This is a genomic window from Phyllobacterium zundukense (assembly GCF_002764115.1).
GTDB lineage: Bacteria > Pseudomonadota > Alphaproteobacteria > Rhizobiales > Rhizobiaceae > Phyllobacterium > Phyllobacterium zundukense.
The window spans coordinates 478,006-504,727 of sequence record NZ_CP017943.1 but is presented as its reverse complement, the minus strand read 5'-3'; the positions used below and the strand labels follow the sequence as shown (position 1 = coordinate 504,727).

Here is a 26,722-nt window from a genome sequence, read left to right as displayed (position 1 = left end):
CCTCATCGACATTAACGATTCGCACCGCCGGTGCTAGCGTCTCGAATCAGTTTCCTTCGTCATAAAGGGTCGTGGTTGTTTCGACATCCTCATGATGCAGCCCGGCCCGCACCACGGCAGCCGCCGCCAGTTCGCGAGCCTTGCTGCGGATCGCCGCTTCATCGACGCCTTGCACCTTGCCCTCGGCATATACCACCTGGCCGTCGACCCATGTCTGGGTAATGGAGGCGGTCGAAGCCGAAAACACCAGCGCTTGCAGCGGATCGTAGAACGGGGTCCATTCGACATGGTCAAGGTCGAACAGGATGAAGTCGGCCTTCTTGCCGACCTCCAACGAGCCGATCTCGTCGTCCCACATCAATGCACGCGCGCCGTCGATCGTCGCCGCGCGCAACGCCTGGCGCGCAGTGAAGATGTCGGGCTGCATGCGGGCATCCTTGAACATGCCGGCCACCACAAGAATCTGCCGCATCAGGTTCATGTTGCCGGCAGCCGAAACGCCGTCGGTGCCGAGGCCAACCTTGACGCCTGCCTTGACCATTTCAGGATATCTGCCGATGGCGGTAGCACCCTTGCCGAGTTTGAACGACGAGCACGGGCAGAAGGCGACGCTGGCGCCGCGTTCCGCCAGCAGCTTGACCTCCTCGTCGGATACGGCCGCGCCATGGGCGATTACCAGGTTCTTGCGGATGCCACCGGCATTATCGACGCGGGTGATCGGCCAGCAGCCATATTTGCTCTCGCAGACCTTTGCTTCCTCTATCGAGGTTGCAAGATGATAGGTTGTGCCGACGCCCAGTTTTTCTGCCAGCGCCACGGCGCCGACATGCAGTTCGAGGCTGCAGGGCTCCTTGCCCTCGATATTGACCCAGCAGCGGGCGCGGCCATTGAGGGTGTTGTTGTAGCGGGTGACGCACTCCTCCAGTACCTTCAGCGCCGACTTCGCGTCGGGGAAAAAGTGGTGCGCGGCCATCTCCTCGGTCCAGCCACGCGGCAGCTCCGCCGGCCGGTTGTCGGCGGCATGGCGGCCGGTGATGCCGCGGATGCCGGCCTTGTCCATCGCGCGAATGACGATGCCGGGATCGTATTGCGAGCCCATGTCGAGGAAGCAGGTCGTGCCGCAACGAAGCATCTCGGTGATACCGAGCAGTGCACCCCAATACTCGTCTTCCTCCGTGATGTGGGCGTAGAAGGGTTTCGCCCAATTGAAGACCCAGGCGCGCGTGTTGAGATTATCGGGGAAGACCGCGCGAGAGAGCGTCTCTGACAGATGAACGTGGCTATCGACGAAGCCCGGGCAAATGCCCAGCATACTGCCGTCGATCACCTTCTCGAATGCCCCGCCTATGTGGCGCGCCTTGACCTCGTTCGCCGCTCCGATATCGGCAATGCGGTCGTTCTCGATCACCACACTGGCATTGCGCAGCACCGTATCGTGTTTGTCGACCGTGAAAGCGAAGTTCAGATTTTCAATTAGCGTGCGCATGCGGCTCCACCCAATGCTCTATCAAAATGTTGTCCAGATCTCCGCCCTGCGTAGGGGCGGGCGATATCTATGGCAGCCGGGCGGAAACCCTCCAGGCAACCATTGGCGCGTTGCAGCGCCCTAGGCCACCGCCTGGGTCTGCATGCCCTGTCTGGCCGTGCCGCAAACGATCAGCTTGTCAGTGTTGGCAAAGTCGGACAGGAGTTCCGAGCCATTCGATGTCACCAGCAGCATATCCTTGTTCTGCATGCCAAAGCCGTAGCCGGTGTTGTAGCAGAGCGGCTCGAAGCCCAGAACCATATTCTCCTCCAGTGGCGCATCGCTGCCTGGTTTGCCAAGCACCGGCGTGACGCCGAGGTATGGGTCCTCATGCAGATGCAGGCCAATGCCATGGCCGACGAAGGAGATGGGCGGCAGGTTGAGTTTGGCGAGCTTGGCAATGAACGCGTCGTAGATCTCGCGGCAGCTGGCGCCCGGCTTCACCTTCTCCATGATATCGTATTTGCACTCGACGAGATGGGACCAGATCCTGTCGGCCATGGGCGGTGCCTCGCCGACGACAGCTGTACGGCAGACGCCGGCCTGATAGCCGTTTAGGACGGAGAAAATCTCGACACGGCAGACATCGCCACGCTTGAGGACGCGGGCGGACGGCCCGACATTCGGCAGGACGCTGCGTTCGCCGGTGGCGACGATAAGCAGCTTGAAATGCTCAGCGCCAAGTGAATAGACGTTACGGGTCAAGTGACCGGCGATCTCCATCTCGGAATCCCCGGCGTCCACCACGGCCAGCGCGTCGGTGATGGCCTGATCGGCAATTCGTGACAGCTTGCGGAGCAGTGCGATCTCCTCGACCGTCTTGATTTGGCGCAGTCGTGCAAGGATTGGTTCTGCATGCTCGAACCTGGCACCGGGCACTGCTGCAATCAGGCGGGCAAAGTCGCCCGCTGGTAGGTAGTCCATCTCAAGGCCGATGCGTGCCTTGGCGAGGCCAAGACTGGAGAGCTGGTCGGCGAGCACCAGCATCGGATCGTCGGAAAACTCGGCCCAGATACGCGACGGAACGTCAGGCAAGCGCCGCTTAATGGTCGAGGCTTCCATGTCGACGCCGAAGATGGCGGTGCGTCCATCGGCGGTGACAATGGTCATCGCGTGGCGATGGCGGATCAGCGGCTGCGACGGAACCACCAAACCCGTTGTGTAGGCGAAATTCTCGGGCGACGAGCAAATGATGGCATCGAGCCCATGTTCTGCCATTGCCTTGACTTGTTTTGTAACGATTTCTGCCCGCATGTTCGTTCCTCTCTCCTGGATTTCCTTGCCAACGCTCAATCGCGCACGCGGTATTTCTCGATCTTTGCCAGGTCGACATCGATGCCCATGCCGGGCCCTGACGGTACAATGATCGCACCATCGACGAAATGCATTGGTGCGACCAAAAGGTCGTCCGTGTAATAAATACCCCCGACCTGGCCATGCTGCTCCACTGCCGGCGTCGATACAGGGATGACGCATGATAACGTTACCGCCGGCGATGCCGCGGCGAGCTGGACATTGGCAAGGTTACCGACGCCGGTCTCGATTGATCCGTTGACGTTGCAGATGATGCCAGCGGCTCGGCACACAGCACCAACTTCCATCGCTTTGTAGAGACCACCTGCTTTGGTCGTATAGATCGAGATAATCTGGATGCCGCCATTCTGGATGATCTGGATGGCATCATGGGCGTTCCAGGCCGACTCGTCCGCCATGACGGGTGCATCGATACGCCGCCCCACTTCAGCGATCCGCTCGATGCCCATCACCGGCTGCTCCACATATTTGAGCCCGTTCTTCTCCATCTTGCGCACGATCTGAATCGCCTCGCCCGGCGTTTTGTAGCCCTCGTTGGCATCAACGCAGATCTCGACGGCATCGCCGGCTACTTCGCGGACGGCATCGACCATGGCCACGTCGCGCACCGGATCGACGCCAATCTTAACCTTGATCGTTTTGACGCCTTCCCGAACCAGCTTGGCGACCTCTGCGCGCGCCTCTTCGATTGAGATCAGACCAATGGAATGGGTGACAGGCACTCGGTCCCGCGCTTTGCCGCCAAGCAGAGTATGAACGGGAACGTTCAGCCAACGACCGGTAAGATCATATGCTGCAAACTCAACCGCTGCCTTGGAATAGGGATATCCGCGGATGATCGCGTCCATGCGGGCGTGCAACTCCACGAAGTTGCCAAGGTCTAGTCCGATTACGGCCGGCGCGAGATAGGTGTCGATGACGGTGCGCGTGATCTTCGCAGATTCGCCGAAATAGCGGCCGAACTCGCCGCCCCAGTCCTTGAGCGCCGGCGCCTCGCCCCAACCAACCCGGCCGTCGCTGTCGATCATCTTGACCAAGACATAGCGGCCGATGACCTCGGTCAGTCCTGCCCATTTGTGTTCGCGCCGCGTGGGCAGTTGGACAATCAATGTTTCGATGGATTTGATCGTTGGCACCTGTCTTACTTTTCCTTGTCGTCGCAAAGGTATCGTTGTACAATGCGATCATCTATTGTGATCACAGTTTATGATCATATTTTCAGATGTCAAGGATCGACGACTAGAATTTCTTGGAAGCGCGGGCGCTGCGTGGGTCAAAAGAAGGAGGGAAAAATGATTGTCGAAGCTACAAACTACTTCGCCAAAGAAGGAGAGGCCGAAGCCGTGCTCGATCAACGCCGCAAAGCAAGTGAGATCAGGCGTGCGCTCGGACTTCAAACGGGTCTCATTTTTTTAAAACTGGAAGGAACAGGTCCGGATGTTCGTTGGGAATGCAGGTTCGCGTCGAAGGAAGTCTATGAGGCCGATCGTGCTGCTAGGGCGGCCTCCCCGGAATTCGAGGAAGCACGCAAATTTATGCATGGCTTGCTAGAAAAATTCGAACGGCATGTCAGCGTCGAAGCAGATTAGGTCATTCGATGCAGAGTGGTTGATGAGCTTTGGGGTGCTTTGGAGCCCCTCAAGACCATACCGGTAAGCCTGTTCTCCGGGACCATGAAGCACCGGAAGAAACATTTTTAACGACTTGCTCGCAATGCGCCGCGCCTTCGTCCGCACCTTTGGCACCCGCCACAGGCGCTACGGCGGGCGGACGGCCTTAGCTGAAATACAATGGAGAGCATATTCTCGTTGTGTTTGCGCTCAAGCGTCATTCACTCAGCTTGCGCAAGCTTGCTCCAGGCGCGCGCTTGGCGCTGGGTGTTGCGGAGTGTTCTATGTCGTCACCTAGCACGGCTGTCCAGCTGTGCTTCCGATGTTCGTAGACGGAAAATTTCGGCGCCGGGAACTGCAGATCGGCAAACGCACCGAGCGGCACCGCCGTGACACCAGGCCAGCCTTCAATCACATAAGCGACTGTCGAACCGCAATTCGGACAGAAGCGATAAATTACTCGATGTCCGCTGTCGGCCACACGCGTCCAAGTCTTTGCTTTACCGATTACCCGAACCCTTTCATCAGGCCAACGCGCCTGTGCCGCGAAGGCGCTCCCGCTCCGCTTCTGACAGTCGAGACAATGGCAGACCGAAACTCGCACCGGATCGCCCTCGCACTCGGCTCGAAGCTGACCGCATCTACAAGTACCCACGTGCTTCGATGCTTTCCTCTTCATATCGGCATTCTTCTCCGACACCGGCGTTGATATTGACAACTCGGCCTGAGCGCTTCCGATAAAGCGCCTACGAATTGTATCGCACGGCAATGGGGAATTCCTCAACCATAAAACCGATTGATCCGTCACGGTGATACCCGCAAGTTTTGTTCAATCAGGAACTGCGCGAGAACCGTTCTTTTGAAAATGCCGATAATAGCGGATTTTGGCCATTTTTAATTGTAGCCCAAATGTCTACAATCCCTCTTCGACCTCCTCAATGCAGCATCCTTGATGTTGCTGTGCCAAGCGTAGTCCCTCGCACCGTCTTCGGATTTGAAGATACGACGTCCACCGGCAAGATGTAACCGACAAAGATCGTCACCCGCTTGGGCCGAAACCGCCATGCGAGGTTCGCTAGCGACGCTAGAGGCTGCCATCCTGAAACGGAAAGTCAGTGATAATTTCTATGGCGCAGGGACGATACCCAGGCCGCCGTCGCCCTTAAGAACCTTCAATCCAACCTCGATGAAATCGTCTCGATTCCTTGGAAAATGGTCGAGTAGTTGTCGTAGTCGCAGCGCGATCGTTCCAGTAAATAGCCCAAGGCTTGGGACCTTACGGAAAGCCAATCACCGTAACAACCTAGAGTAACCTCCGCCGGCACTTATCGGGTCAAGGAACCGACGAGAAGTCTGAGCGGATGTGAAACTTACCTGCTGGCGATGGGCGAGCAATAAGGTAGAATTGTTCGATGGATACGATTCCCCTATTTGTAGACTCCAACGCTTTTATTCAGTTGAGAGACCTCAAGGACATACCTTGGTCCAAGGTCTTCCCAGCTGCGAAGAGAATTGACCTCGTTGTCACGCCGCCAGTTATCAAGGAACTGGAGGGCATGAAAACCGGTCCGAACGAACGTCGGCGCGATCGGGCGCGAGCCGCGCTGGCGCTTGTCGATCACGCGATGGAAGAAGAAGGGTCGTCTATCAAGTTGCGTCCGGACCGGCCGGAAGTCTGGCTGAAAGTGGCCCACCGCGTGAAAGTCGATTGGGACCAGTTCGACCATCTCGATCGGATGAAAACCGACGACGAACTGGTTGTGCTCGCCGCATTGCACGGTAGCGGCGCTACGCTATTTACCCACGACCGCGGCCCTCGGATCAGTGCTCGGACGCTCGGAATACCGACCCTGAAACCGGAAAACGACTGGCTCCTTCCTCCGGAAAAATCTGACAAGGATCGCAAGATCGAACAACTCGAACGGGCAGCGCGGGAGCGTCATCCGTCCATTCTGTTAACCGTCGGCAAGGATGCGCAAGATGGGAGGATCGAAATGCCCTTGTTGCGCGTACCGCCACTGAATCCAGCCGAAATCCAGCTAAAGGTCGAGAGCGTTCTTAGAGAGAACCCGAAAGCCAACGTACGCGGTTCCTCTGCGAGCGATTTTCTCACCATAAGCTCTATTGGTGGCATCACCGACAACGATGTGCACAACTATCACCGGCAGTATGATAGGTACGAGCAAGACCTGAACAAATACTTCGAACGGCTGCATGTCGTAGTTGGTTTGGCAAGCCGAATGACGACAATTTCCTACACCGTGAAGAACGACAGCGGTGTGACGGCGCCTGGCCTGCGGATCGAGTATAGCATCTTGGGCGACGGATTCTTAAAGGCGGATGCAGAGGACGCTTATGAGATTGTATCGCGCCTATGTCCGTTTCCTAGACCTCCAAAGCCGCCAATGCCCCGCAGTTTGTTCAACCATCCGTTCCGGCCTGCGCTCACTTTTCCACGAGCGGACGAACGTGACCCGGTCGGATTCTATTGGGTCGACCGCCCGGGTTCTTCCGACAAGCGCGGTGCACTGCAATGCCAAGATTTTCGAGCACGCCGCTTGTGGGAGGACGAAATTTTCGTTGTCTTCCCGAAGGGCACAAAAAACGGCTCGATCCGCTTGGATGTGCAGGCCAGTAACCTACCGGCTCCTGTCAGCTCGTCAGTCGCCTATGAACTCGTCGAACGAGATTCTAATTGGGATGATCCGATCGTCATGGAGACATTGCGAAGAGCGCTTGTCTTAGAGTCAGAAGACGACTAGCGAGCCCCTGCCCTGAACCATAACGCCAAAACAGCTACCCTTGAGCGAGCAGCCGCTTGATCGAATCGCGACCAAGCGAATACTCGTCAGCGAAAACTCCGGTAAGAACTCTCCACTTCAGCTTGGGGTTGGCGGGATCGTCACTATGTAGCCTATTGTCGAGACCGTAGTAATCGATCTTCAACAAGACGGTATAGCGAGGGCGACTTTCACCTCTGCGTCGCTACGCCTTCCCCGTGAATCGCGTGCACCGCACCACGCCAGTTGGGTGACAGATCATCAAGGGTAACAAGCGGACGTCCGACAGAGTTCATTTAGAAATCGTCACGCACGGCCATAGGGTTGGGCAAATATATTCACGGGAAAGTGGTGGGGTGTCCCTTCCAACCGCCTCAGAATCCGTGCACCAAGGACAGGCAGAGGGTGTATTACATGAATGAACCAGAGAAACCAAAAGAAGAGGCTGCCAACGACACGCCACTCGCCCGATTGTATCCGCTGTTGCGGTTGCTGACGTCAGGCATTGCGACCGGTGCGGTTGTTACGCTGTTGAGCGGTTCGGTATTGGGCTTATGGCACCGCGTCAGTCCAGTGGAGACCGAGAAGGTATGGCAGGTTCCGAACGAGGATTATAAGCGCGTCTTGGGTGTGCTGGAGCAGTCGAACGCTAGCCTGCTGTCGCTGGAGCAGATCGTGGCGACGTATCCCGAGGCGTCCAAACTCGTCGGCAACCTCAAAACTGACATTGCGGAAGCTCAAGCCACCCTGAAACAAGTGCCCTACGTAGAGAAGACCGCCGACGTGGGATTGTCGTTCAGTTTCTTTGCACCGGCAAGCGCGCAGGAAACCAAGACGACGGCGGAGAGAGAGCAGGACCATACCATCGTATACAGCCTGCTCGGGCTGGTGGCCTTCGTACTCGTGGCGTTCTGCCTGCTGTACCTTTTCACACAGGACAAGGCCAAAAAGACCTTTGCGGAGAAGACTATCACCAGCGTGCTGGGATTTGTGTTCGGTCTACTCACCGGTTCGATGACCGGAAAGCTCAAGTAGCTTCCGGCGCCGGAGGGGGAACGACTGGAGCAGTGGCTGCAACAAGTGCTGCTTTCCGCTTAGACATGAAATGCAAGCGCCGACGCCTCTTGCGGGCACCAATGCGCCATGTGTGCGATTTCACGATATCGCAGTAGGTTTCAAATGATGCTTCACCAGCGCCCGTTCTGAACTCAGCATAAAATTTGTCAATGCGCTCGGGTAGCACTTCGGTCTTGCCGTTCTCAAGGGTGCAATTGAAAATGTCGATCTGCGGGGCCGGAGGACGTGTCTTGTCGTCGTTCAGCTCAAATCCTGCCACGTGCGCCGCCGCCAGCAGGCCATCGAACGCGACCTGCAGCGCGGCTTCATCGTTTCCCGACAGGCATATATCGTCCATATAGACGGAAACGGTAATCGTGGGATCGAGGCCACGCAGGTAATCGCCAATAGCAGACCTCGCCAGAACGAGCGTTGCCAAGATGGGCGACTGCACAAATCCGTAAGGTATGACATAGCCGCCACCCGCGAACGGGTTTTTCACGGTGGACCACTTCGCATAATATTCGGCACGGAAGATACCGATGTCCTTGAGGACGCGTTTCAGCCGGTTGCGCTGGACGTTGTAGAAAAAGCGAGCGATGTCGATGCGACAGAAGAAATTGTTGGCTCGGTGCTTATGGAGCGCGACGACGTGAGAGCCGTCCTTGAAATGGTAGATAAAGCTGTCGAACTTGTAAGCCTTGTTGACCTGACGCTTGATATCGATACCAAGCTTTTCCCCGAAGGGATTAGGGGCATATATTGGCTTGCCGTTTTTCCAATAAGAATAAAGAAAGTTTTCGAACATTACGGGCATAGTTGACAACCTTGCTGAGCAGATCAAAAACGGCATTGATAGTCTCGGTAGAGAGGTACAATACAGTCAGCACTGCTACAGCAAGGTCGAGACGCTTTTGAATTTTGTTCATGGGCGAATCCTCCATTGCGAGACTTCAGCAAACTGCAACCCATGTTTAACCATGGAGTCGTCAACTGAGAGAATAGGATATTCCCGAAGCTCGTACATCAGGACAACCCGAAGATCGTACAGTCCGCAGAGCCGTGAGCCGCAGCCTATTGCTGAAATCACCCTTGATATACATATCTGTGTATGAGTTTACAACGGTTATAACCCGCGCCATGAAAATCATTCTTCGGCGGTCCATCCCCAAATGTCCAATGCCTTGCGAATAGTGTCTGCCACACGCAAAGAGGTATGACTACGGAAAATCATAGCCGTCAGCTCAGAGGAAAACCGGCAATCTTCGAGCTTCAAACCGGTCGACTTTACCGGTGCGTCGAATTTTCAAGTTCAGGACGGCCACTTCGCATTCGACATCTTCAATGAAGTCGAGGACAGCCCATTGAATTGCCACTGCCGTTGGCCCCAAAACAGAGCGACCTCCTGGAAAAACCAATATAGTACATTGTTCTTGCTTTGTTCACGGTCGATATTATATTTACCTTTAGACGTATAATGAGTTCGCAACTGCTGAACGGCAAGCCACCCGTCTAGTCTATCCTAGGCGCGAAGTGTGTGGACGCGTGATCAAAAGCCTTTAGACGCGACACCGTTCATAGTAGCATGAAGTTAGAGAGCGAGGCTTCGTGTCCAACACAAAACAAATACTAGCAATGCTAAGAAGTCGGTCCGAAGGCGACGACGACATGTTTTTCTCGATTGCTTTGCAGGTTGCCGCGTCGGAAGCCCGCCAGGGTCACAAGAGCATAGCTGAAGAAATGCGTGCGGAGATCGAGCGCGCCCGGGCACGTAGATCGCGCGGCGCATCTGTACCGATCGCTTTTGGCGCGCCCCGTGGCAACCTTGAGGGTCTTCTTGAACTGCGGGAACCGCGTTACAAGCTCAAGGATGTCGTTTTGAATGCACGGCTGGCTCAGCGCATGGCTGACATTATACTTCAGCAGCGCAAGCGTGACTGGCTGCGCGAGCATGGCAAGGTACCAAGCCGTCGTCTCCTCTTTGTTGGCCCACCGGGATCCGGTAAGACAATGTCGGCCGAGGCCTTTGCTGGCGAGTTGCATTTACCGCTATTTGTCATTCGCCTCGAAGGACTTATCACACGTTTCATGGGTGACACCGCCGCTAAACTGCGTCTCGTTTTTGATGAGACTGCGAGACGTCGCGGTGTTTACTTGTTCGATGAGTTCGATGCTGTGGGCGGACACCGGACTTCGACAAACGATGTGGCGGAGATGCGCCGCGTGCTGAATTCCTTCCTGCAATTCATGGAGGAGGAAAATGCCACCGATAGCCTGATCATCTGTGCGACCAATCATCCCTCGTTGTTGGATCGTGCGTTATTGCGCAGATACGATCAGGTGCTGGAGTTCGAGCCACCGACGCAAACTCAGATCAAAGAGATCATCACGAGCAATCTGAAGCCGATGAAAACTTCGCGATTAGCTTGGAAGAAGATTCTTGAGGCTGCGGAGAACCTGAGCCAGTCCGAACTTGTTCGTGCGGCTGATGATGCGGTAAAGTCTGCCATTCTGGACGAACGCAAAGTCGTTTTGACTGACGACCTGCTAATGCGCCTTGATGAGCGGCGCGAGATGCGCATCGCATTTCGCGACGTGGCGACTTCATAGCGCATGCCAACACGTTTTACCCTACCTCATATCGACATTTCCGTTTTTCACACCTCAAGCGATTATGCCGGTCAGGGCGGCGGCGGTTCGAGCGCGGTTCGGATACGGGAGGAGCATGGCGCGAAGCTGCTTAACGAGCTCAACACGGCTTTCGAAGCAGCCGATAGCGCCCGAGTAGTAGACGACAGACTGCCACCTCCCCAAGGCAGCTATGTCGAAGTCGAACTCAGACGAGGTACGAATCCTGACGTTCTCGCGAAGAAACGGCAGGGTATTAAGCCAACAGCAGTAAAGGACGATGCTGCCGGACGAACGGTTGCTCTCTACGTGCCGGATCATGCTCGCGTGGCGCTGTCTGCCATTCTAGCGGACTATCGATCCGGGCCGCTGACTGGAGCCGGCAAGCCACCAAAAGATGCCACGGTCGGGCCAATTGAAGCCTTTAGGCGTGCGCGCCTTGAAGTGCTTTGGACCGACGACGCTGCGGCCCTTCCAAGTGATCCGCAACATCAGATGTGGTGGGCGATCTGGACGGAACGCAACAACGAGGTTGCGCTGGAAGATGTCTGTCAGCGCCTGGGCTTGAGGGCAGCAGGTCGTGACCGCCGCTTGTATTTTCCAGAAGCCGCAGTCGTACCGGTCCTAGCCACGCGAGCCGCGATCGAACTCATGATGTTTGCGACGGGCGTTATTAGCGAGTTGCGGCGCGCTACAGATAACCCGGTGTTTTTTATGGAAGACGTTCGCGAAACCCAACACGAATGGAGCAACGATCTGGCAGACCGCATAGTATGGCCCGATTCGACGGTACCTTCTGTATGCCTGTTAGACACGGGTGTTAATCGCGCCCATGCCCTTTTGGAACCAGCCATAGCGTCGGCCGACCTATATACGTATGAGACGGAGTGGGGTGTCGACGACCATGATAACCATGGTACGGCCATGGCCGGAATTGCATTGCATGGTGATCTGACGGCTCAACTTGCGGATACTGAAGCACGCATTCTTTCTCATAGACTGGAATCGGTGAAGCTCCTGCCTCCCGAGAGGACCGATGTGAACAATCCAAATTCCTATGGTGCGATAACACAGGCGGCCGTCGCGTTACCCGAGATAGGCGCATCTGAGCGCAGTCGCATTTTCTGCATGGCTATTACCAACGAGAATGTTTCCGGTGCACACCCATCGACGTGGAGCGCTGCGATCGATCAAGCCGCGGCTGGAACCATGATCGGCGATGACGAGAATTCTCCTCAACGGCTGTTTGTCCTTTCGACTGGCAATACCGAATCCGTCATGGAGATGGCGCAGTGGTCGGGTCAAGACGCCTATCCGGCCGAAGATCCCTCTCAAGCGTGGAATGCGTTGACTGTCGGAGGCTATACCGACCTCAGCGAAATCACCGACGTAGGTTACGAAGGTTGGACGGCTCTTTCGGAAGCCGGTGGGCTGAGCCCGCATAGTCGGACAACAGTCGGTTGGATGCCCAGCCGGTCCCCATTCAAGCCCGAGCTTGTCCTTGAAGCAGGTAATCGCGCGTTAAGTCCGGCCGGGCGTGAAATACTGACGGTTGACTCTTTGCGATTGCTTAGCACCGGCAAAGATGTTGACCGGCTACCATTGGTGCCGTTTGATGCAACGAGTGCCGCAACTGCGCAAGCGGCACGAATGGCGGCGCGCCTCGCAGCCAAGCACCCGGAATACTGGCCGGAGATGATCCGTGCTCTGATGGTGCACAGCGGTGAGTACACTGGGCCGATGCGAGCCGCGTTCGAAGCCCAGCCAAATTTGCGCGAGCGCTATGCCCTAGTGAGGCGGTTCGGCTACGGCGTACCGGACTTCGATCGTGCGAGCGCGTCGGCGAGAGATCACCTCGCTTTAGTCGCCCAAAACGAGGTTCAACCCTTTCGGATGGAAGGCACACGGAAGTTCCACGAGTGCCACTACTACTCATTGCCTCTGCCCGCATCAGTTTTGGAGCAACTGGGCAATGAGTTTGTTGATCTCAAGGTGACACTTTCGTACTTCATCGACCCGAATCCAGGATTTTCGGCGAACGTTGATCCGCAGCGCTATCAGTCCTTCGGCTTACGGTTCGACTTGCGCAGGAAAGGCGAGACGTTGGAACACTTTAGGCGGCGTGTGAACGCTTCGGAGCGGGACACTGCCCGCACTGTGGGTCCTAGACACCCAGACGATAACCGGTGGTTGCTCGGCCCTGATAGCATATCCGCCGGGTCGCTGCATTGCGACACATGGAGTGGTCCTGCAGTCGATCTTCTTGGACGAGACAGGTTATGCATCAAGCCTGTCGGCGGCTGGTGGCGGGATCGTGCGCGCCCGGCCGTTGTAAACCGTAGGGCGCGGTATGCGCTCGTGGTAACGCTAAAGGGGCGGCGGAACGATATCGACTTGTATACACCGATCTCTATCATGATCGAGCCGGAGGCCGAGGTAACGACTGAGGTCGAGGTTTAGGACCTCAGTCGTGAGCTTTGATAATCCGCGCTGCGTCAAAGAGCGTCTTACTGGTCGAGGAGAAGGAGTGCTCTGAGTCCGTGGACCGTTGCTCCAGTATCCTTGTGGATAGGTTGAACAATAATGTTTTACCCGAACAGCCAACTCAATTACATGACGGCTGCCGCAATGAGTGCCACGATAAGACCGCCTAGGACAGTTAAGGTCCACGGATGGTTTATTATGTCGACTAATGTCCTACCCTCACCAGGCGGCCCCTTAATGTAGCGAGATGTGACATCCTCACCAACCTCGAGCACGTCGACATCATTCGGCCCACTTATGCGGCCAAGGAAGAACACATGCGAACTCTGATTGAGGCGATCGATCGCATCGCGGTCTCGGCGAAGAAAATCGTCGATAGCCTTATCCTTAGGAACCTCTGTCTCGATAATAGACACTGATACCAAGTCGTGAATGTCGTACAAATGTCGGTCTGCAAGCAGTTTCCGGCCAGCCCGGTAGTAGCTGAGAAATTTCTTCTCTAAGTCAGTCTCCAACAGATCGCCGAATAGGAAAACCGGAGATTCGGCGTCCCCTTTGACCCAAGCCACAACATGAAAGTATCGGTTTGCATCAGTGTCGCCCATTTCTGTCATCCTTCGTCTGGTTAAGACTGATCAATCATTGTTCCTTGCACAAGGGCGGGCGCCGGTGGTTAATGTCGAGCTGAAAGAATCCGTGGGTACAAATTCATTCCCTCCCGCGGTAGATTGAATAACCGAACTCGCCGTGCGGATGTTTATTGGCCCAGGGTCACGACCTCGTCCGTCGGCACGACGAGCGTCGTCTGACTCTTTGGATGGTAGCAGTTCACCCCGGACTTCATTGTGAAGTCGCCAAATCCCGGGACGTTGATGCGGCCGCTTGATGTTCTGCGGAGCTGGATCGTCGACAAAGCGTAAACCAGCATTCCGCCCTGCGTTTGACGTACAGCGGCAGGGGCTCCCTCCGGCTGGTTCCGGTAGTACGACTCGATATCAATTATTGTCTGGTCCACGCATGGCGACAAAGGCGTGGGGTTCGCCTTCCGGTTTTCCTTGAGTGCCTCGATCATCTTCTTCGTGGCTACTGGAACACGGCGGCAGGGGCAATTTGGTCATGATCGCTCTGCTAGTGGTTATCGATTCTCGGAGACTATATGAAGTTCGGCGCGCACGGTATGTTCATCGCTGCCCTCGGGACATTAACGAAATCGCTCCTTAACTGCGGGCTCGTCGCTAAGGGCGCGGCGATCGGCTGGTAAGTCGTACATCTTTCAGTTTGGGCATCTGGTCGGTCGTGGCGCCAAGTGGATTCTTGTACCATTCTATAAAACCGTCTCGTGTTCCAAAACAAAGAGCCGCCACTCTGAAATATGATTCCGCCTGCAAAGAAGCATAGAGCTTTTCTTCAATCTCTCGCATGTAGATGTTCCGCAGATCGAATAGGGACTGGTTCACGAACTTATATTCCGACTCGTTCAACCAAACTTGCAATGCGGTTTGAACAGCGCCGACAGTGTCGGATTTTGCCTGCGCTTCGTCGATCAGCTTTCTATTGTCCGACTTCGGTACCTGATAGTTGGGTTGATAGAACGCAAGAATCTGCAATCGTTCGGACGTTTTGAATGGCGCCACCCAGGAAAACCTGTTGGCACCGCGGCTGAGATCCAATGATTGGCAGATGCGCTCAAATCTTTCACTAAGCTGAGAAACGCCGCGTTCTTTTCGCTTGCGCGAAGCGCCTCCTTCGCGATGTCAGTTTGTTGAGAGCTATGACTCAACGCAATCAACGAAACGATCAGTGCCCCAGCCGATATCACGGCACTTGCAACCGCTGTGTTCTTCTCCCAGCCACCAGAAAACAACGCGCGAAAATCCATTAGCCCCGTCTCCCCCTGCCACCCTTTGGGTAGAATATACAGATCATCGGTTATCAGTTCACATCTTGCACGCGCCTTATTCGCGTAGCTCGCTTTCGCCATCCACTGAAAACTCCTGTGAATTGTCTCTGCACGCGTGACGCACTGGTTGTGACGTGCGATGTATTGCAGCTCGATCTGTTCTCACTCCATTAAAGGATCCATGGCTTTTCGGTTCATCCATACCGCTGACATCCATCTGGACTCGCCTTTGCGTTCATTATCGCTTCGGGATCCGGACCTAGCCAGTTTGATCGGCGATGCCACGCGTCAGGCACTCATTGCTGTCGTGGATCTTTGCCTAGAAGAACAGGTCAACGCCTTGATCATCGCCGGCGATCTTTATGACGGCGATCAGACCTCCATGAAAACCGCCCGGTTTCTAGCAACGCAGATGCAGCGGCTGCATGAGGCAGATATCAACGTCTACAAGATCCGCGGCAATCACGATGCGTTGTCCAAGATAACGCAGGAACTTCTGCTGCCACCGTCGGTGAAGATATTTGGCGCTCGGGCCGAAGCTATCGAACTGCCACACAACGGGTTGAACATCGTCATCCATGGATTGAGCTTTGCCAAACCCCATGCACCAGACAATCTGTTGCCGAAATACAGACCGCCTGTGACGGATGGCGTAAATATCGGGATCATGCATACGAGTCTTGCCGGTGCTTCCGGCCATGATCCTTATGGACCATGCAACGTCGCTGATCTTCATGCTTCCGGTTTCGATTATTGGGCTCTCGGTCATATTCATCTGCGGTCGCATCACCTCGGGCAAAAAACGGTTATTATGCCGGGAATGCCGCAGGGCCGTGATATCAACGAGGCGGGCGAGAAAACCGTTTCCCTGGTGACCATAGGCGATGATCGTTCCATCACCGTCGAAGAGCGCTTGACCAGTATTGCTCAATTCGAACGTCTGACCGTTGATGTGACGGATATTCAGGAGTGGCGGGACGTTGTCAGCAGTATCGAAAATGCCCTTGTTAAGCAGCGCGATCGGACACGGTCGGAGCATCTCGTCGGTCGCCTGAAACTTATCGGCAGCACGCCGCTGGCTTGGCGTCTTCGTCGTGACCTGGATTTGCTGCAGGCGGAGGCCGAACAGCGCGCACAAGGCATTGGCCGAACCTGGGTGGAAAAGATCGAGCTCGGTGTCCGTCCAGCCGACCTGCTCCAAACCTTCGCCGTCGCCGATCCATTGGTTGAACTTGGCGAGCTGATGCAGACGGAGGTTATGACCTCCCACGGCTTTCGCGAAGACATCCGGCTGATGGTCCAGGATCTCCTCGACGATTTGCCGGCTGAAAGTCGCAAGTTTGCGGGAAACAACGAACTTGAATTCGACGCCTTCGTCGATGATCTGATGTCGCAAAGTGGTGACGACATCATCGCCCGCCTCAAAGCTCCCGCAAGGGAGCTACAGTGATGCGGCTACGCAAACTCGAGCTGACGCGTTATGGCAAGTTCACGGATTACTCGCTCGATTTTGGCGAGCCAGTTGCTGGAACACCGGATCTGCATATCGTCTATGGTCTGAACGAGGCTGGCAAATCCACGGCCTTTGCAGCCTATCTCGATTTGCTTTTCGGCATCGAGGAACGCAGCCGCTTCAATTTTCTCCACCAATACAGTGCAATGCAGATCGGCGCCTGTCTGGAATTTGACGGACACGAACACAAGCTTGTCCGGATAAAGCAGCGGACAAATTCGCTACTGGACCAGCACGGGCAGCCGGTCAATGAGGCATTGTTTGGCACACCGCTCGCAGGTCTCAGCCGGGACGCATACCGCACGATGTTTTCGCTTGATGAGCGGTCTCTGGAGGACGGCGGAAACGCCATCATCCAGAGCAAGGGAGATCTTGGCGAATTGCTGTTTTCCGCAAGCGCGGGTCTGGCCGGCCTCAGTCAAACTTTGGCGGCAACAGCAGAGGAAGCGAACCTCATTCACAAGAAGCGCGGACGCAACACGCAGCTGGCAGAATTGAAACAGACGCTTGCCGATCTTAAGGCACAGCGCGATGAGATCGATACCTTCGCTTCCACCTATTCGACCCTGATTGCAACGCACAAACAGGCTGAATCGTCCTATGATGAAGAGATGGGCAACCTTGCTAGCAGCAGGACGAGACATGGTGAACTTGCAAGGATTATGCGCGCCCTCCCCCTTGCTGCTGAGCATGAGCGCCTGACGGCTCAACTTGTTGACTATGCCGACTTGCCCCGACCGCCCACAGACTGGGTTTCTGAGCTCCCTCAGCTGACGAAAGACCAGACCAGGATCCAGACGCAGATCGAGGGCATCGAAAAGGACCTCGCCCGCTTGCAAGCGGAGATCGATTTCATCGACGTTGACGAACCGCTGGGGCCGATGGCCGACCGCATACTTGGATTGGAGGATGGACGGGCGCGGTTCCGAACTGCTGAAACAGACCTGCCTCGTCGTCGCGTGGCGCTGGCAGAACAGGAAGCTGCCCTTTCAATCATCCTTGCTTCACTTGAACAGACTGACAACAAGACCCCAGAAGCGCTGCTTTTGCCTGCCTCTCTCATTGGTGCGTTACGCGATCTCATTGAAACGCGTTCAGGTATTGACGCCACGCTTCAGACAGCAACGCGCGAATTGAAGAGAGCGAAGCAGCTTGTTGATCGAACCGCGGAAGAAAACGCCAAAATTGCAACGACTGGCGGAGTGATAGACCAAGCAGCAACGGCGCCGTTTGAAACAGCACTCACCAGACTGCAAAGCAGCGATCATCAGGCAAGGTTGCGGGTGTCGGAACGCGATCGCGGACAGCTGGCGCGAAATTGCGAAAATCTGTTGAGCAACCTGCGCCCGTGGACTGGAGATGGAACAGCTCTCCACGCTATTGCCCCTCCCGAGGCACGGCAGATCGAATCGTGGAGAAACGAAGCGCTGTTGATCGAAAAACGTCTCAGAGATCACAAGGAACGGCTGCGCGATCTGATTACGCAGCAACGCGATGCTCAAGCGCGCATTGAGGCGATACAGGCAGCAGCTGGATTGATCGATGATGCCAAGGCTCATCAATCACGCGAGGCTCGGACGAAGGCCTGGGACGAGCATCTCGAGCATCTCGACATAACAACGGCCCAAGTTTTCGAACAGAAAATGCGAACGGACGACGACCTCAACGAAGCCCGTCTGGCGCGATCGCGAGACTTGGCAGAGCTGCGGCAGTTGACCCAAACATTGTCGGTTCACGCGGCGGCCATACTACGCGAAGAAGAACTGTTAGCGGATGCGGACGCCGAACGCTTGCAACTCTCCACCCGAATTCGCACGGCCACTCCGCTTGCCATCGAATTGCCTGTTAACGGGGCGGTTGAGGATTGGCTCTCACTACTTGAGCGCTGGAGCAACATGCGTAAGGAAACGCTTGTCGCATGGAATGCTTTGCAACAGGTGGACGAGGACATCGCGCAGGCAAGGGCAGAATTTGGAAATGAAGTCGCCGCGCTCGTTGAAGCGATGCGTGTTGCCGGTGTCGAGGCCGTTGAAACGTTGTCAGCAACAGCGCTGATGCAAGCGGCCAGCACACACTTGTCCCGGGCCGTCAGCCTGCGGGCCGAGAGAGCGACTGCGGCAACAAATCTTCTTGAACGCCAACGCGAGCTGGCTGAACGGCAGCAAGATTTCACGGACGCTGATAAGGCAGCAAAACTCTGGGACGACAACTGGAAGGATGCACTTGCAAAAACCTGGTTCGGTGCTAACGCGCCGGCCGTCGCGCAAGTGCGCGAGATTCTCAAAGCGCTTGCCGACCTGCCGGCCACTTTGCGTGAGCGCGATCAGATGGCGCAGCGCATCGCAACCATGGAAAACGATCGGAATGCTTTTCAGGCTGAAGTCCGCGATATTCTGAAACACCTTGGCGAGACCTCCGATCCGACACAATGTCTCGCTGAGACAGAAAGCCTCACGAAAAGATATGACGCCGGCCAAAGGGCACAGCAAATCCATTCTATGAAGATGGATGAGCATGCGCGCATGTCGGAGACCCGGAGGGGGCTCGAGCAGGAGCTTGCAGTGCATGAAGCCCGCAAGACCGCGCTCACAACCTTCTTTGGCGTCGAGACATTGTCCGATGTCAGCAACCAGCTGGAACAGGTCGCTGAAAAGCATCGGTTGGAGCGCCGTCTCGCAGAATTGAGTGATCAGATCGTGAGAGAGTTACGTGTCACGACATTCGGCGAAGCCGAAGCACTCCTTGCCGAGGTCAACGTTTCAGAGGTCGAGATGGAAGCCGCCGAACTATCCGACAGGATCGATAACCTTGAGGAGCGAACAAAACTGCTCTTTGCAGATCTGACCCGTGCGAAAGACAGGCTTGAGCAGGTCGGGGGCGACGGCGCGGTGGCCAGGATCGAGCTGCAGCGGCGGACAATCCTCCTTGAAATTGAGGATCTGGCGCAAAAATACCTGCGCCTAAAAACTGGAGCCTCGGCCGCCGAGAAAGCATTGCATCTTTATCGTGACAGACACCGAAGCTCGATGATGAAAAGAGCATCGGACGCATTCCGCCAGATCACGCGTGGCGAATATTCCGGTCTCGCTGCCAAACCTGAGAAAGACAAGGAAATCCTCATTGGCGTTCCGCGGCAGGGCGGCTCGAAAATGTCAGACGCCATGTCCACGGGCACACAGTTCCAGCTCTACCTCGCATTGCGGCTCGCTGGTTACCAGGAATTTGCCCAGGTTCGTCCATCCGTTCCGTTCATTGCCGACGACATCATGGAAACGTTCGACGAACCACGGTCGGAGGAAGTCTTCCGCCTGCTGGCCGAGATGTCGAAGATCGGTCAGGTGATTTACCTCACTCATCACAGGCACCTTTGTGAGATCGCGCAGAAGGTTGTGCCAACGGTACGTATTCACGAACTGGACGTATATACGCCACACTCCCCACGAAACGCCACTGAACGCATGAAACCGTCTCTTGTGCTGGGTTGAAGTCCGTATGAAGCTATAACCCTTGTGGGGGCGGGTCATGCGCAAATTTCTGTTCTGGGCAACGATTATCGTGACCGGCGATTTTTGGCTCGGATCACACCAAAAGGATGCGCGGCGGCCACCTCCACTTTCTGTTAGCGAGCCCCTTGCTACACCTTCCAGCGCCAGCGATCCGCCGGCTGAACAAGCGCTCGAAACAGATCCTGCGGCGAACCCGACGCAAGCAGCTCCGACGGAGCCACAACATGCGGCCACCAGATTGCTATTCGTTCGCGGCAAACGCGTCGCACTTAGAAGCGGTCCAGATAAGGGCTTCACCATAATCGATCGATACGACATTGGTCGCGAAGTAACTCTTCTGGAATCTCAGACTGACTGGTCTCACGTCAGAGACAATCTCACGCGGCGGGACGGCTGGATTTCATCCAACCTTCTCAGCGAAAGCAAGCCAGAAGAAACTGCGAAACGCGAAACACCACCGCCCCAAAAGGCTCCACCGAAGCCTAAAATTGCCATGCCGGACATACGCGACACAACGATCATTCAGAGCATTATCGCACAATCAATCTCTGTTTATCCTGGAACATGTGCTTGTCCCTACAACACAGACCGGGCCGGGCGAAAATGCGGACGGCGCAGCGCCTATAACAGAGGCGGTGGCTACGCGCCGATTTGTTTCCCGCAAGACGTTTCGAAGGAGATGATTTCAGCGTTTCGGGCACGCCAGTGACCATGAACAGCAGGCCATAGGATCTTTTATCAATGTTCGGACATTTTACAGCGCGTTGTTCGGAAACACAGCATCCTGCATCTGCATGACCTCTATGCGGATCGCATGTGACGCGACAGGCAGACGCGATCCACCTTTTCCATTCTCCAACCGACCGGCTAGAAGAGTTCCGCTCTATGGGGATCTGCCGCTTTCGGCGGCTCTTTGAAGAACGCCAGCAATGCCTTCAGCTTGGCCAGAAGTTCGTCGAAAGTGATTATCATTACATCTCGCAAATTGTTGCGGAAGAGTTCGAGTGATTTTCGCTCCGGCTCACTTTCCGGTATGGTGCCTGCAATCACGAGGCACTGCACGGCGTAGGTGAATACGTCATACTCCCTAGAATCGATCTTCTTCGACTTGATTTCCATTTGCAGGCGGTATCGTTGGTCGAGCACCTGGTTTACAGCACCAGCCAATTCGCGTGTGGGGGCATGGAGTTCACCGCGATAGGCCTTCTTGTCAACAAGATCGGCGAAGGGCGTCTTGATCTCGATGATTGCGAGATTTCCGAAGAGACCAGCTTTGACAACATAATCCGCAAGTTTGCCACCGCTACCGTCGAGTTTGGTGCCACCAACGGAAACCTGCTCTTCGAAGACAACGGCGGGAACGCCGAACGCAAGCCCCAGTACGAATGAGTTATTAGTGAGGAATGCCTGCCAGTCATGCTCAGTGAGGCTTTTCTGCCTGATCTTCTTTTCCATCCGCTCAATGAGCTCTTCCAAAGTGACCGTTTCGATTTCTCGTCGAAGTTCGAGAAGTTCCTCCGGCTCTTTCTCCGCTATTGTCTTCACTGACGAGCGCACCCTCTTTATTGCCGAGCGTCTGGCCATGTCCTCAGTCTTGGATTTGCCGACGAGCTTTTGGGCGAGCAACTCCCCGAGGTCGGATGCTATGTCGCGCGCATCCTCATCGGCCTCATGTTTGGGATCGAGCATGGCTGTCAAAGTGAGGTCGATATAGTCCGACTTACGAGAGTTCGCGAAGGCGAGAGTACTGCGATGCAGTCGACCCATAGTTGTGCGAATCTTGCCGAACACTCCTCGCGACATTCGCAAGGTGTTCCCATCTTTCGAAAGTCCCTTTTGTTTTGAGATCAACAGTTCGTTGACGCCGACGATCTTCTCAATAGAGAGGGCAATAAGCCGGATGTCATAATTCAACCCAAACCCGAACCGAGGATCTCTCACAAATCCGGATGGAAGGTCTTCCAGATTGTAAGATTGACCGGTTTCATGGTCACCCGGCGCATAAACATCTTCAACCGTAATGCTGCGGAGTTTGGAGTATTTCGGCTTCAGAAACTCCTGATTAAAGCCTGTCTTGATGGGAAATGTCTTAAGCGTCCGGCTGTCCTCCTCGTATGACGCAAGGACAATCGGGGCTTCCGGTATTTCAAACCCCGGAAATACCTCCAAAGCCCGTTCGATGACCTTTTGCGAAACGATGAGGTGTAGTTCTTCCAGGCCGAAATCCGTCGTCATCAAATCTACGCGCAGGCCGTCAGGCGTCTCATCGGCGACTGTGGTGAAGGAGACGATCGGTTTAACTTCCATATGATCACGCCATCTTAGTTGTTTCACGAACTGGTCGCGATGAAATCACGCTCAGGATGCAGTTGGACACTGAGCCGAATCGCATCAACAACACTATGATGGCAAGTTGCAAAAAGGGAAGAGATTCAAAGTCTAATGGAGCTATCCGGCGATGCTTGCCAGCTAGATTCGTCGCGCGATGCTCATCGGTTGAATGCGAGTATCGGTCAGCGCCGGTCGCGAAAGATCGACGTTGTAATGCGCACGACTGGTGCGCCAATGCCCCAACCTGCGATCAAATTAGCGAGACTCGTTCACGAGGGACAGGCCATACCAAGACAACCACAGGTCGATCTTCCAGATCATGTCCGCCGTTTGGACTAAACGGACACACTGCTTACTGCAGACAAAGGGTATATGGCCGAGGGATGCCAGCCGACCGTCAAGGACAGTGCGGCTGCGGCAGACTCATTGCCAAGGCGATTGTGGTGATCGCAGGTAATGTCGAGGCGGCCGAAATCTGTGCGGAACTCGCCGCGCAAGCTTCTGCGGCTTTGCCGATGAGTAGTGCATCATAGAAACGCAGGGTTTAGCGCCATGTATGGCCTTCTTTACGTGCTCCAAGAGCATGGATTTTACGTTGGGCCATCAGTATCGCTGTCGAAACGATGGCTGTCTCTATTCGATGGTATAGCTTTAGCAAACGTGAGACTGATTCCAGGTGCTTTTGCAGTCAAACGAAGGCTAGATATCGACTGACGATATGCGTCAGCCAGAGGGGCACAGAATGCGTATCGTTTTTTTGGAGATACAGAATTTCCGCGGCATACACAGTCTGGTCTGGGCACCGGCACCAGGCATGAACTGCCTTAATGGACCGAGAGACTCGACGAAGACCACTATTCTCGATGCAATCGAACTTTGTCTCAATCCGCGTTCATACATCTTCGCCGACGACTGCGATTTCTACGATCTGAATGTCAAGAAAGAGATTAGGATCACCGTGACGTTAGCTGGCTTGCCATCTTCCTTTAAGACGGAGGATCGGTACGGCCTTCATCTTCGCGGTTGGGATCAAGCCGAGATGAAGATCATCGACGAGCCGGGGGCGGGATTGGAGGAGGCGCTCTCCATTACGGTTGTCATCGACCAATCGCTCGAAGCCCGTTGGTCAATCCAAAACGATCGCATAGATGCCTCCGAGAGCGATTCGCCAACCGTGCGATACAAAGATGCCAAGCAGTTGGCAACCAATCGGCTCGGGCCCTTTGCTGAAAGACATCTTGGGTGGGGCCGAACGTCTGTGCTCACGCGGATCGGTGAGGCCGGCGAAGGGTTCAGTCTTCAACTTGCCGAGGCTGGTCGCGCTGCCCGCACCTCGTTCAAGGCGGGCGACCAGGGCGTCTTCAAGAAGGCCGTGGATCGAGCAGAAGAACTGAGCAAACTCTTCGCAGTGCCGGTTCGGGGAAAGTTCACCGCCGAACTTGACGTGCAAGGCGTCAGCATAACGTCGGGTGGGATCTCGCTGCATGACGGCAATCTGCCTCTACGCCGGCTCGGTACTGGATCCGCACGTCTTCTCGTGTCCGCGCTCCAACATGATGCCGGACCTCCCCACATAGCAATCATCGACGAGATCGAGCATGGCCTTGAGCCGCATCGTGTCGCGAGGCTTCTCAAATATCTCAAGACACCCAAATCGAACGAAGATGGCGGCCAGCCTCAGATATTCGCCACGACACATTCACCTGTCGTTATCAGGGAACTGACTGCTGCTGATATTTTCGCCGTTCGCTCTACGTCCGGTATCACCACGGTTGCGTCGGTCGCTGCGACCGCGAAGGACATCAATACTGCCCAGCAGCACCTTCGGGGCACGCCCGAGGCATTCCTCGCTCGCAAGGTGCTCGTTGGCGAGGGTCGGACTGAACAGGGTTTCGCGCGCGGTCTTGATGAGTGGTGGCAAACATCGGACTTTGATTCTTTTGCCCTGCAGAGCGTCGTCGCCATCGATGGTGGAGGCAAAGACAAGGCGCCACTTGTGGCGGAGCACCTGCGGGACCTTGGATATGAGGTGCTGCTCGTCCTCGATTCCGACGAGGCACCCAACCCCGACGCGCTCAAGCGGGCAGAAGAAAAAGGCACCATTGTCCATCAATGGCCCGGAGAATGCTCCACGGAGGAACGGTTATTCCTTGATTTGCCTTGGAACGGCGTGCGCGACATGATCAAACTCGCCGTTACTTTCGTCGGGCAAGACAGCGTCATGGCGGTGATGGACAGAGCATTGTCAGCGGCCGATCTTCCCACCGTCACGGATGCAAAGCTTGGCGCCGAACGCGATACGCCGGCAGTCCGGCGCATACTGGGCAAAGTCGCAAAGGACAAGAGTTGGTTCAAGGACATTACGCGCGGCGAACAGCTGGCAGCCATCATCGGTCCCTGTATGGCAGAAATCGCAGAAACGCCGCTCGCCTTGGGCATCTATGCGATGCGGGGTTGGGTCGATGGCCGATGATGAGGACATCGCGCGGCTTGCGGCGGGCGTGCGTCGCGGAAGCATCGTTGCAGCAGCGGGTTGCGGCAAGACAGAGCAAATCGCACGCGCCGTCGCGATCTGCGAGAAGCGACGGCTCATCCTGACCCACACACATGCGGGCGTCGATGCACTGACGCGCCGCCTCAAGAAGCACCGCATCTCCAGCGACAAATATCGCATCGATACGATCGCGGGTTGGTGCCTACGTTTTGCTGCCTCTTTTCCGCAACGCTCCGGTATCCTCGCTACTGTGCCAACGACAATCGCCGAGTGGGACGCCGTGTATCTCGCTGGCGCTCGGCTTCTCGATAGCGGCGCCGTCGATGGGGTGCTGATTGCTTCCTATGGCGGCTGTTTTGTCGATGAATATCAGGATTGCACCCGCTCGCAGCACCAGGTTGTCAGCCGGTTGGCTAATCTTCTGCCGACGTGCGTCTTCGGCGACCCGCTCCAGGCAATTTTCGACTTCAGGAATCAGCAACCCGTCGACTGGGATGCTGATGTCTTCCCGACCTTTGTCAGATCGGCCGAGCTTTTGACACCTTGGCGCTGGAAGAATGCCGACAACGGCAAATTGGCCGAATGGTTGGGCGATATCCGCACTGCTCTTCAGCAGAACAATGGTATTGATCTGAGTTCTCGGCCTAAATGCGTCACTTGGACAGCGCTTCCGGCCGATCCCACCCGTCACCAGGCGATTATCGTCGGACAGTGCCTCGATGCGATGAGTGAAAACGACTTGGGCAATCTGATTGTCATTGCAGACAGCACCAGTGAGAACCGGCGATCATCCTTGGCCCAAAAGCTTGCCAAGCAAGGTTTCGCAAATATTGAGGCCATCGGCTGTAAGACGCTACATTCTGCGGCGACGTCCATCGACAATTCGAACGGCCAGGCGCGTTTGAAGGCACTTCTTGGCTTCGTGTCAAAATACACAACGGGCGCCGACAGGGCCGAGCTCGAGAAGGCCATCGATGCTCGGCAGAAAGGGCGCCGATTGGGCCAGGCTAAGTTCGGTAGCCTTTTTCCCTTGGCTGACGCTGTTATCTCGAACGGCGGCGAATTGGCTATGCTCGCGTTTCTTCAGGCAATGCACGACCGACCGGGGTCCTACCTGTACCGGCGCGAGATGTTTTTTGCCATGCAATCGGCCTTGCAAACCAAGGCAGCTGGCCGACTTCCGACCCTGAGCGCGTCTGTCTGGGAGGTCCAGAACCGAATACGTCATGCTGGCCGACGTCTCGCGAACCGGAGTATCGGCAGCACACTTCTCGTCAAAGGACTTGAGTTTGACCGCGCGATTGTTGTCGCGGCAGAAACAATGACGCCTAAGGATTGGTACGTTGCGCTTACCCGGGCAACAACGCGGCTCCGCGTGATCTCGACAAGCGAGCGTTTTTCACAGACCGACACCCAGCCTTCGCGGGCTGTCGGGCATGAGGATAGAGAAGCGTAAGCCCGATTTCCCCGCCCTGCCGATGACCAGTATCTGGCCAAACATGCAGCTCAAAGCGCTCGAGCAGGGCCGGCACCATGAGTGACAAATGCCGCCAGGCTCGCGAGGTCAGAAATCTGCGTCCG

At 55.7% G+C, this 26,722-nt stretch carries 19 protein-coding genes; 10 read left to right on the top strand and 9 right to left on the bottom strand.

Going from position 1 to position 26,722, the window contains the following annotated elements:
* Positions 1-46: 46 nt before the first annotated feature.
* The 3 genes from BLM14_RS28050 to BLM14_RS28040 form a co-directional block, all read right to left on the bottom strand.
* Positions 47-1,486, bottom strand: a complete 1,440-nt coding sequence (locus BLM14_RS28050; protein ID WP_100003319.1) for an amidohydrolase family protein — start codon at positions 1,484-1,486, stop codon at positions 47-49.
* 120 nt (positions 1,487-1,606) lie between these two features.
* Positions 1,607-2,779 (bottom strand): M24 family metallopeptidase, encoded by a 1,173-nt coding sequence (locus BLM14_RS28045; RefSeq protein ID WP_100003318.1) that lies wholly within the window; start codon positions 2,777-2,779, stop codon positions 1,607-1,609.
* Between the two features lie 35 nt (positions 2,780-2,814).
* Complete coding sequence (locus BLM14_RS28040) at positions 2,815-3,975, bottom strand: mandelate racemase/muconate lactonizing enzyme family protein (protein ID WP_100003317.1); 1,161 nt, start codon at positions 3,973-3,975, stop codon at positions 2,815-2,817.
* Between the two features lie 156 nt (positions 3,976-4,131).
* On the opposite strand from BLM14_RS28040, the gene BLM14_RS28035 reads away from it, so the two are divergent.
* On the top strand, positions 4,132-4,428 hold the full coding sequence (locus BLM14_RS28035; protein WP_237143693.1) for a hypothetical protein: 297 nt from the start codon (positions 4,132-4,134) through the stop codon (positions 4,426-4,428).
* A 238-nt stretch (positions 4,429-4,666) separates the two neighbouring features.
* On the opposite strand, the gene BLM14_RS28030 is transcribed toward BLM14_RS28035, so the two are convergent.
* Positions 4,667-5,128: a GFA family protein gene (locus tag BLM14_RS28030; protein ID WP_100003316.1), complete on the bottom strand. Its 462-nt coding sequence runs from the start codon at positions 5,126-5,128 to the stop codon at positions 4,667-4,669.
* 733 nt (positions 5,129-5,861) lie between these two features.
* Here BLM14_RS28030 and BLM14_RS28025 point away from each other — a divergent pair.
* Complete coding sequence (locus BLM14_RS28025) at positions 5,862-7,211, top strand: PIN domain-containing protein (RefSeq protein ID WP_100003315.1); 1,350 nt, start codon at positions 5,862-5,864, stop codon at positions 7,209-7,211.
* A gap of 34 nt (positions 7,212-7,245) precedes the next feature.
* On the opposite strand, the gene BLM14_RS32860 is transcribed toward BLM14_RS28025, so the two are convergent.
* Positions 7,246-7,395: a DUF3768 domain-containing protein gene (locus BLM14_RS32860; protein WP_418314285.1), complete on the bottom strand. Its 150-nt coding sequence runs from the start codon at positions 7,393-7,395 to the stop codon at positions 7,246-7,248.
* A 248-nt stretch (positions 7,396-7,643) separates the two neighbouring features.
* Between BLM14_RS32860 and BLM14_RS28020 the strand changes: the two genes are divergently transcribed.
* Positions 7,644-8,264, top strand: a complete 621-nt coding sequence (locus BLM14_RS28020; RefSeq protein WP_100003314.1) for a hypothetical protein — start codon at positions 7,644-7,646, stop codon at positions 8,262-8,264.
* On the opposite strand, the gene BLM14_RS28015 is transcribed toward BLM14_RS28020, so the two are convergent.
* Positions 8,257-9,138: a reverse transcriptase domain-containing protein gene (locus BLM14_RS28015; protein ID WP_237143692.1), complete on the bottom strand. Its 882-nt coding sequence runs from the start codon at positions 9,136-9,138 to the stop codon at positions 8,257-8,259. The two genes, BLM14_RS28020 and BLM14_RS28015, sit on opposite strands and share 8 nt — an antisense overlap.
* 887 nt (positions 9,139-10,025) lie before the next feature.
* Between BLM14_RS28015 and BLM14_RS28010 the strand changes: the two genes are divergently transcribed.
* Both BLM14_RS28010 and BLM14_RS28005 read left to right on the top strand, forming a co-directional pair.
* Complete coding sequence (locus BLM14_RS28010) at positions 10,026-10,895, top strand: AAA family ATPase (RefSeq protein WP_207795656.1); 870 nt, start codon at positions 10,026-10,028, stop codon at positions 10,893-10,895.
* A gap of 3 nt (positions 10,896-10,898) precedes the next feature.
* Positions 10,899-13,373 carry a S8 family peptidase gene (locus BLM14_RS28005; RefSeq protein WP_100003311.1) on the top strand — a complete coding sequence of 825 codons (2,475 nt, stop codon included), beginning with the start codon at positions 10,899-10,901 and terminating at the stop codon, positions 13,371-13,373.
* A 149-nt stretch (positions 13,374-13,522) separates the two neighbouring features.
* On the opposite strand, the gene BLM14_RS28000 is transcribed toward BLM14_RS28005, so the two are convergent.
* Positions 13,523-14,002, bottom strand: coding sequence for a hypothetical protein (locus BLM14_RS28000; RefSeq protein WP_133123941.1), 480 nt, complete (start codon positions 14,000-14,002; stop codon positions 13,523-13,525).
* 630 nt (positions 14,003-14,632) lie between these two features.
* A complete protein-coding gene (locus BLM14_RS27990; protein WP_133123942.1) occupies positions 14,633-15,031 on the bottom strand; it encodes a hypothetical protein in 399 nt (132 codons plus the stop codon).
* A 447-nt stretch (positions 15,032-15,478) separates the two neighbouring features.
* Between BLM14_RS27990 and BLM14_RS27985 the strand changes: the two genes are divergently transcribed.
* From BLM14_RS27985 to BLM14_RS27975, 3 genes are read left to right on the top strand one after another with little or no spacing between them, the layout of a single operon-like run.
* A complete protein-coding gene (locus BLM14_RS27985; RefSeq protein WP_100003307.1) occupies positions 15,479-16,747 on the top strand; it encodes a metallophosphoesterase family protein in 1,269 nt (422 codons plus the stop codon).
* Positions 16,747-20,295, top strand: a complete 3,549-nt coding sequence (locus tag BLM14_RS27980; RefSeq protein ID WP_100003306.1) for an AAA family ATPase — start codon at positions 16,747-16,749, stop codon at positions 20,293-20,295. Before BLM14_RS27985 ends, BLM14_RS27980 begins: the two co-directional genes overlap by 1 nt.
* A gap of 37 nt (positions 20,296-20,332) precedes the next feature.
* Positions 20,333-21,025, top strand: a complete 693-nt coding sequence (locus tag BLM14_RS27975) for an SH3 domain-containing protein (RefSeq protein ID WP_100003305.1) — start codon at positions 20,333-20,335, stop codon at positions 21,023-21,025.
* Positions 21,026-21,183: 158 nt separating this feature from the next.
* On the opposite strand, the gene BLM14_RS27970 is transcribed toward BLM14_RS27975, so the two are convergent.
* Entirely contained in the window at positions 21,184-22,623 is a 1,440-nt protein-coding gene (locus BLM14_RS27970; RefSeq protein ID WP_100003304.1) for a Shedu immune nuclease family protein, read from the bottom strand.
* A 766-nt stretch (positions 22,624-23,389) separates the two neighbouring features.
* On the opposite strand from BLM14_RS27970, the gene BLM14_RS27965 reads away from it, so the two are divergent.
* Both BLM14_RS27965 and BLM14_RS27960 read left to right on the top strand, forming a co-directional pair.
* The gene (locus tag BLM14_RS27965; RefSeq protein ID WP_100003303.1) at positions 23,390-25,120 is read left to right on the top strand and encodes an ATP-dependent nuclease; all 1,731 of its coding nucleotides are present in this window, start codon (positions 23,390-23,392) and stop codon (positions 25,118-25,120) included.
* Entirely contained in the window at positions 25,110-26,597 is a 1,488-nt protein-coding gene (locus tag BLM14_RS27960; RefSeq protein ID WP_100003302.1) for a UvrD-helicase domain-containing protein, read from the top strand. Before BLM14_RS27965 ends, BLM14_RS27960 begins: the two co-directional genes overlap by 11 nt.
* The last annotated feature ends 125 nt before the right edge of the window (positions 26,598-26,722 follow it).

Bases quoted from the DNA above. Each gene is read 5' to 3' on its own strand.
- BLM14_RS27970 (WP_100003304.1), bottom strand. From the start codon at position 22,623: ATGGAAGTTAAACCGATCGTCTCCTTCACCACAGTCGCCGATGAGACG.
- BLM14_RS28015 (WP_237143692.1), bottom strand. From the start codon at position 9,138: ATGCCGTTTTTGATCTGCTCAGCAAGGTTGTCAACTATGCCCGTAATG.
- BLM14_RS27960 (WP_100003302.1), top strand. From the start codon at position 25,110: ATGGCCGATGATGAGGACATCGCGCGGCTTGCGGCGGGCGTGCGTCGC.
- BLM14_RS28000 (WP_133123941.1), bottom strand. From the start codon at position 14,002: ATGGGCGACACTGATGCAAACCGATACTTTCATGTTGTGGCTTGGGTC.
- BLM14_RS28010 (WP_207795656.1), top strand. From the start codon at position 10,026: ATGCGTGCGGAGATCGAGCGCGCCCGGGCACGTAGATCGCGCGGCGCA.
- BLM14_RS27985 (WP_100003307.1), top strand. From the start codon at position 15,479: ATGGCTTTTCGGTTCATCCATACCGCTGACATCCATCTGGACTCGCCT.
- BLM14_RS28035 (WP_237143693.1), top strand. From the start codon at position 4,132: ATGATTGTCGAAGCTACAAACTACTTCGCCAAAGAAGGAGAGGCCGAA.
- BLM14_RS28025 (WP_100003315.1), top strand. From the start codon at position 5,862: ATGGATACGATTCCCCTATTTGTAGACTCCAACGCTTTTATTCAGTTG.
- BLM14_RS28045 (WP_100003318.1), bottom strand. From the start codon at position 2,779: ATGCGGGCAGAAATCGTTACAAAACAAGTCAAGGCAATGGCAGAACAT.
- BLM14_RS27965 (WP_100003303.1), top strand. From the start codon at position 23,390: ATGCGTATCGTTTTTTTGGAGATACAGAATTTCCGCGGCATACACAGT.
- BLM14_RS27980 (WP_100003306.1), top strand. From the start codon at position 16,747: ATGCGGCTACGCAAACTCGAGCTGACGCGTTATGGCAAGTTCACGGAT.
- BLM14_RS28050 (WP_100003319.1), bottom strand. From the start codon at position 1,486: ATGCGCACGCTAATTGAAAATCTGAACTTCGCTTTCACGGTCGACAAA.
- BLM14_RS27975 (WP_100003305.1), top strand. From the start codon at position 20,333: ATGCGCAAATTTCTGTTCTGGGCAACGATTATCGTGACCGGCGATTTT.
- BLM14_RS28030 (WP_100003316.1), bottom strand. From the start codon at position 5,128: ATGAAGAGGAAAGCATCGAAGCACGTGGGTACTTGTAGATGCGGTCAG.
- BLM14_RS28020 (WP_100003314.1), top strand. From the start codon at position 7,644: ATGAATGAACCAGAGAAACCAAAAGAAGAGGCTGCCAACGACACGCCA.
- BLM14_RS28005 (WP_100003311.1), top strand. From the start codon at position 10,899: ATGCCAACACGTTTTACCCTACCTCATATCGACATTTCCGTTTTTCAC.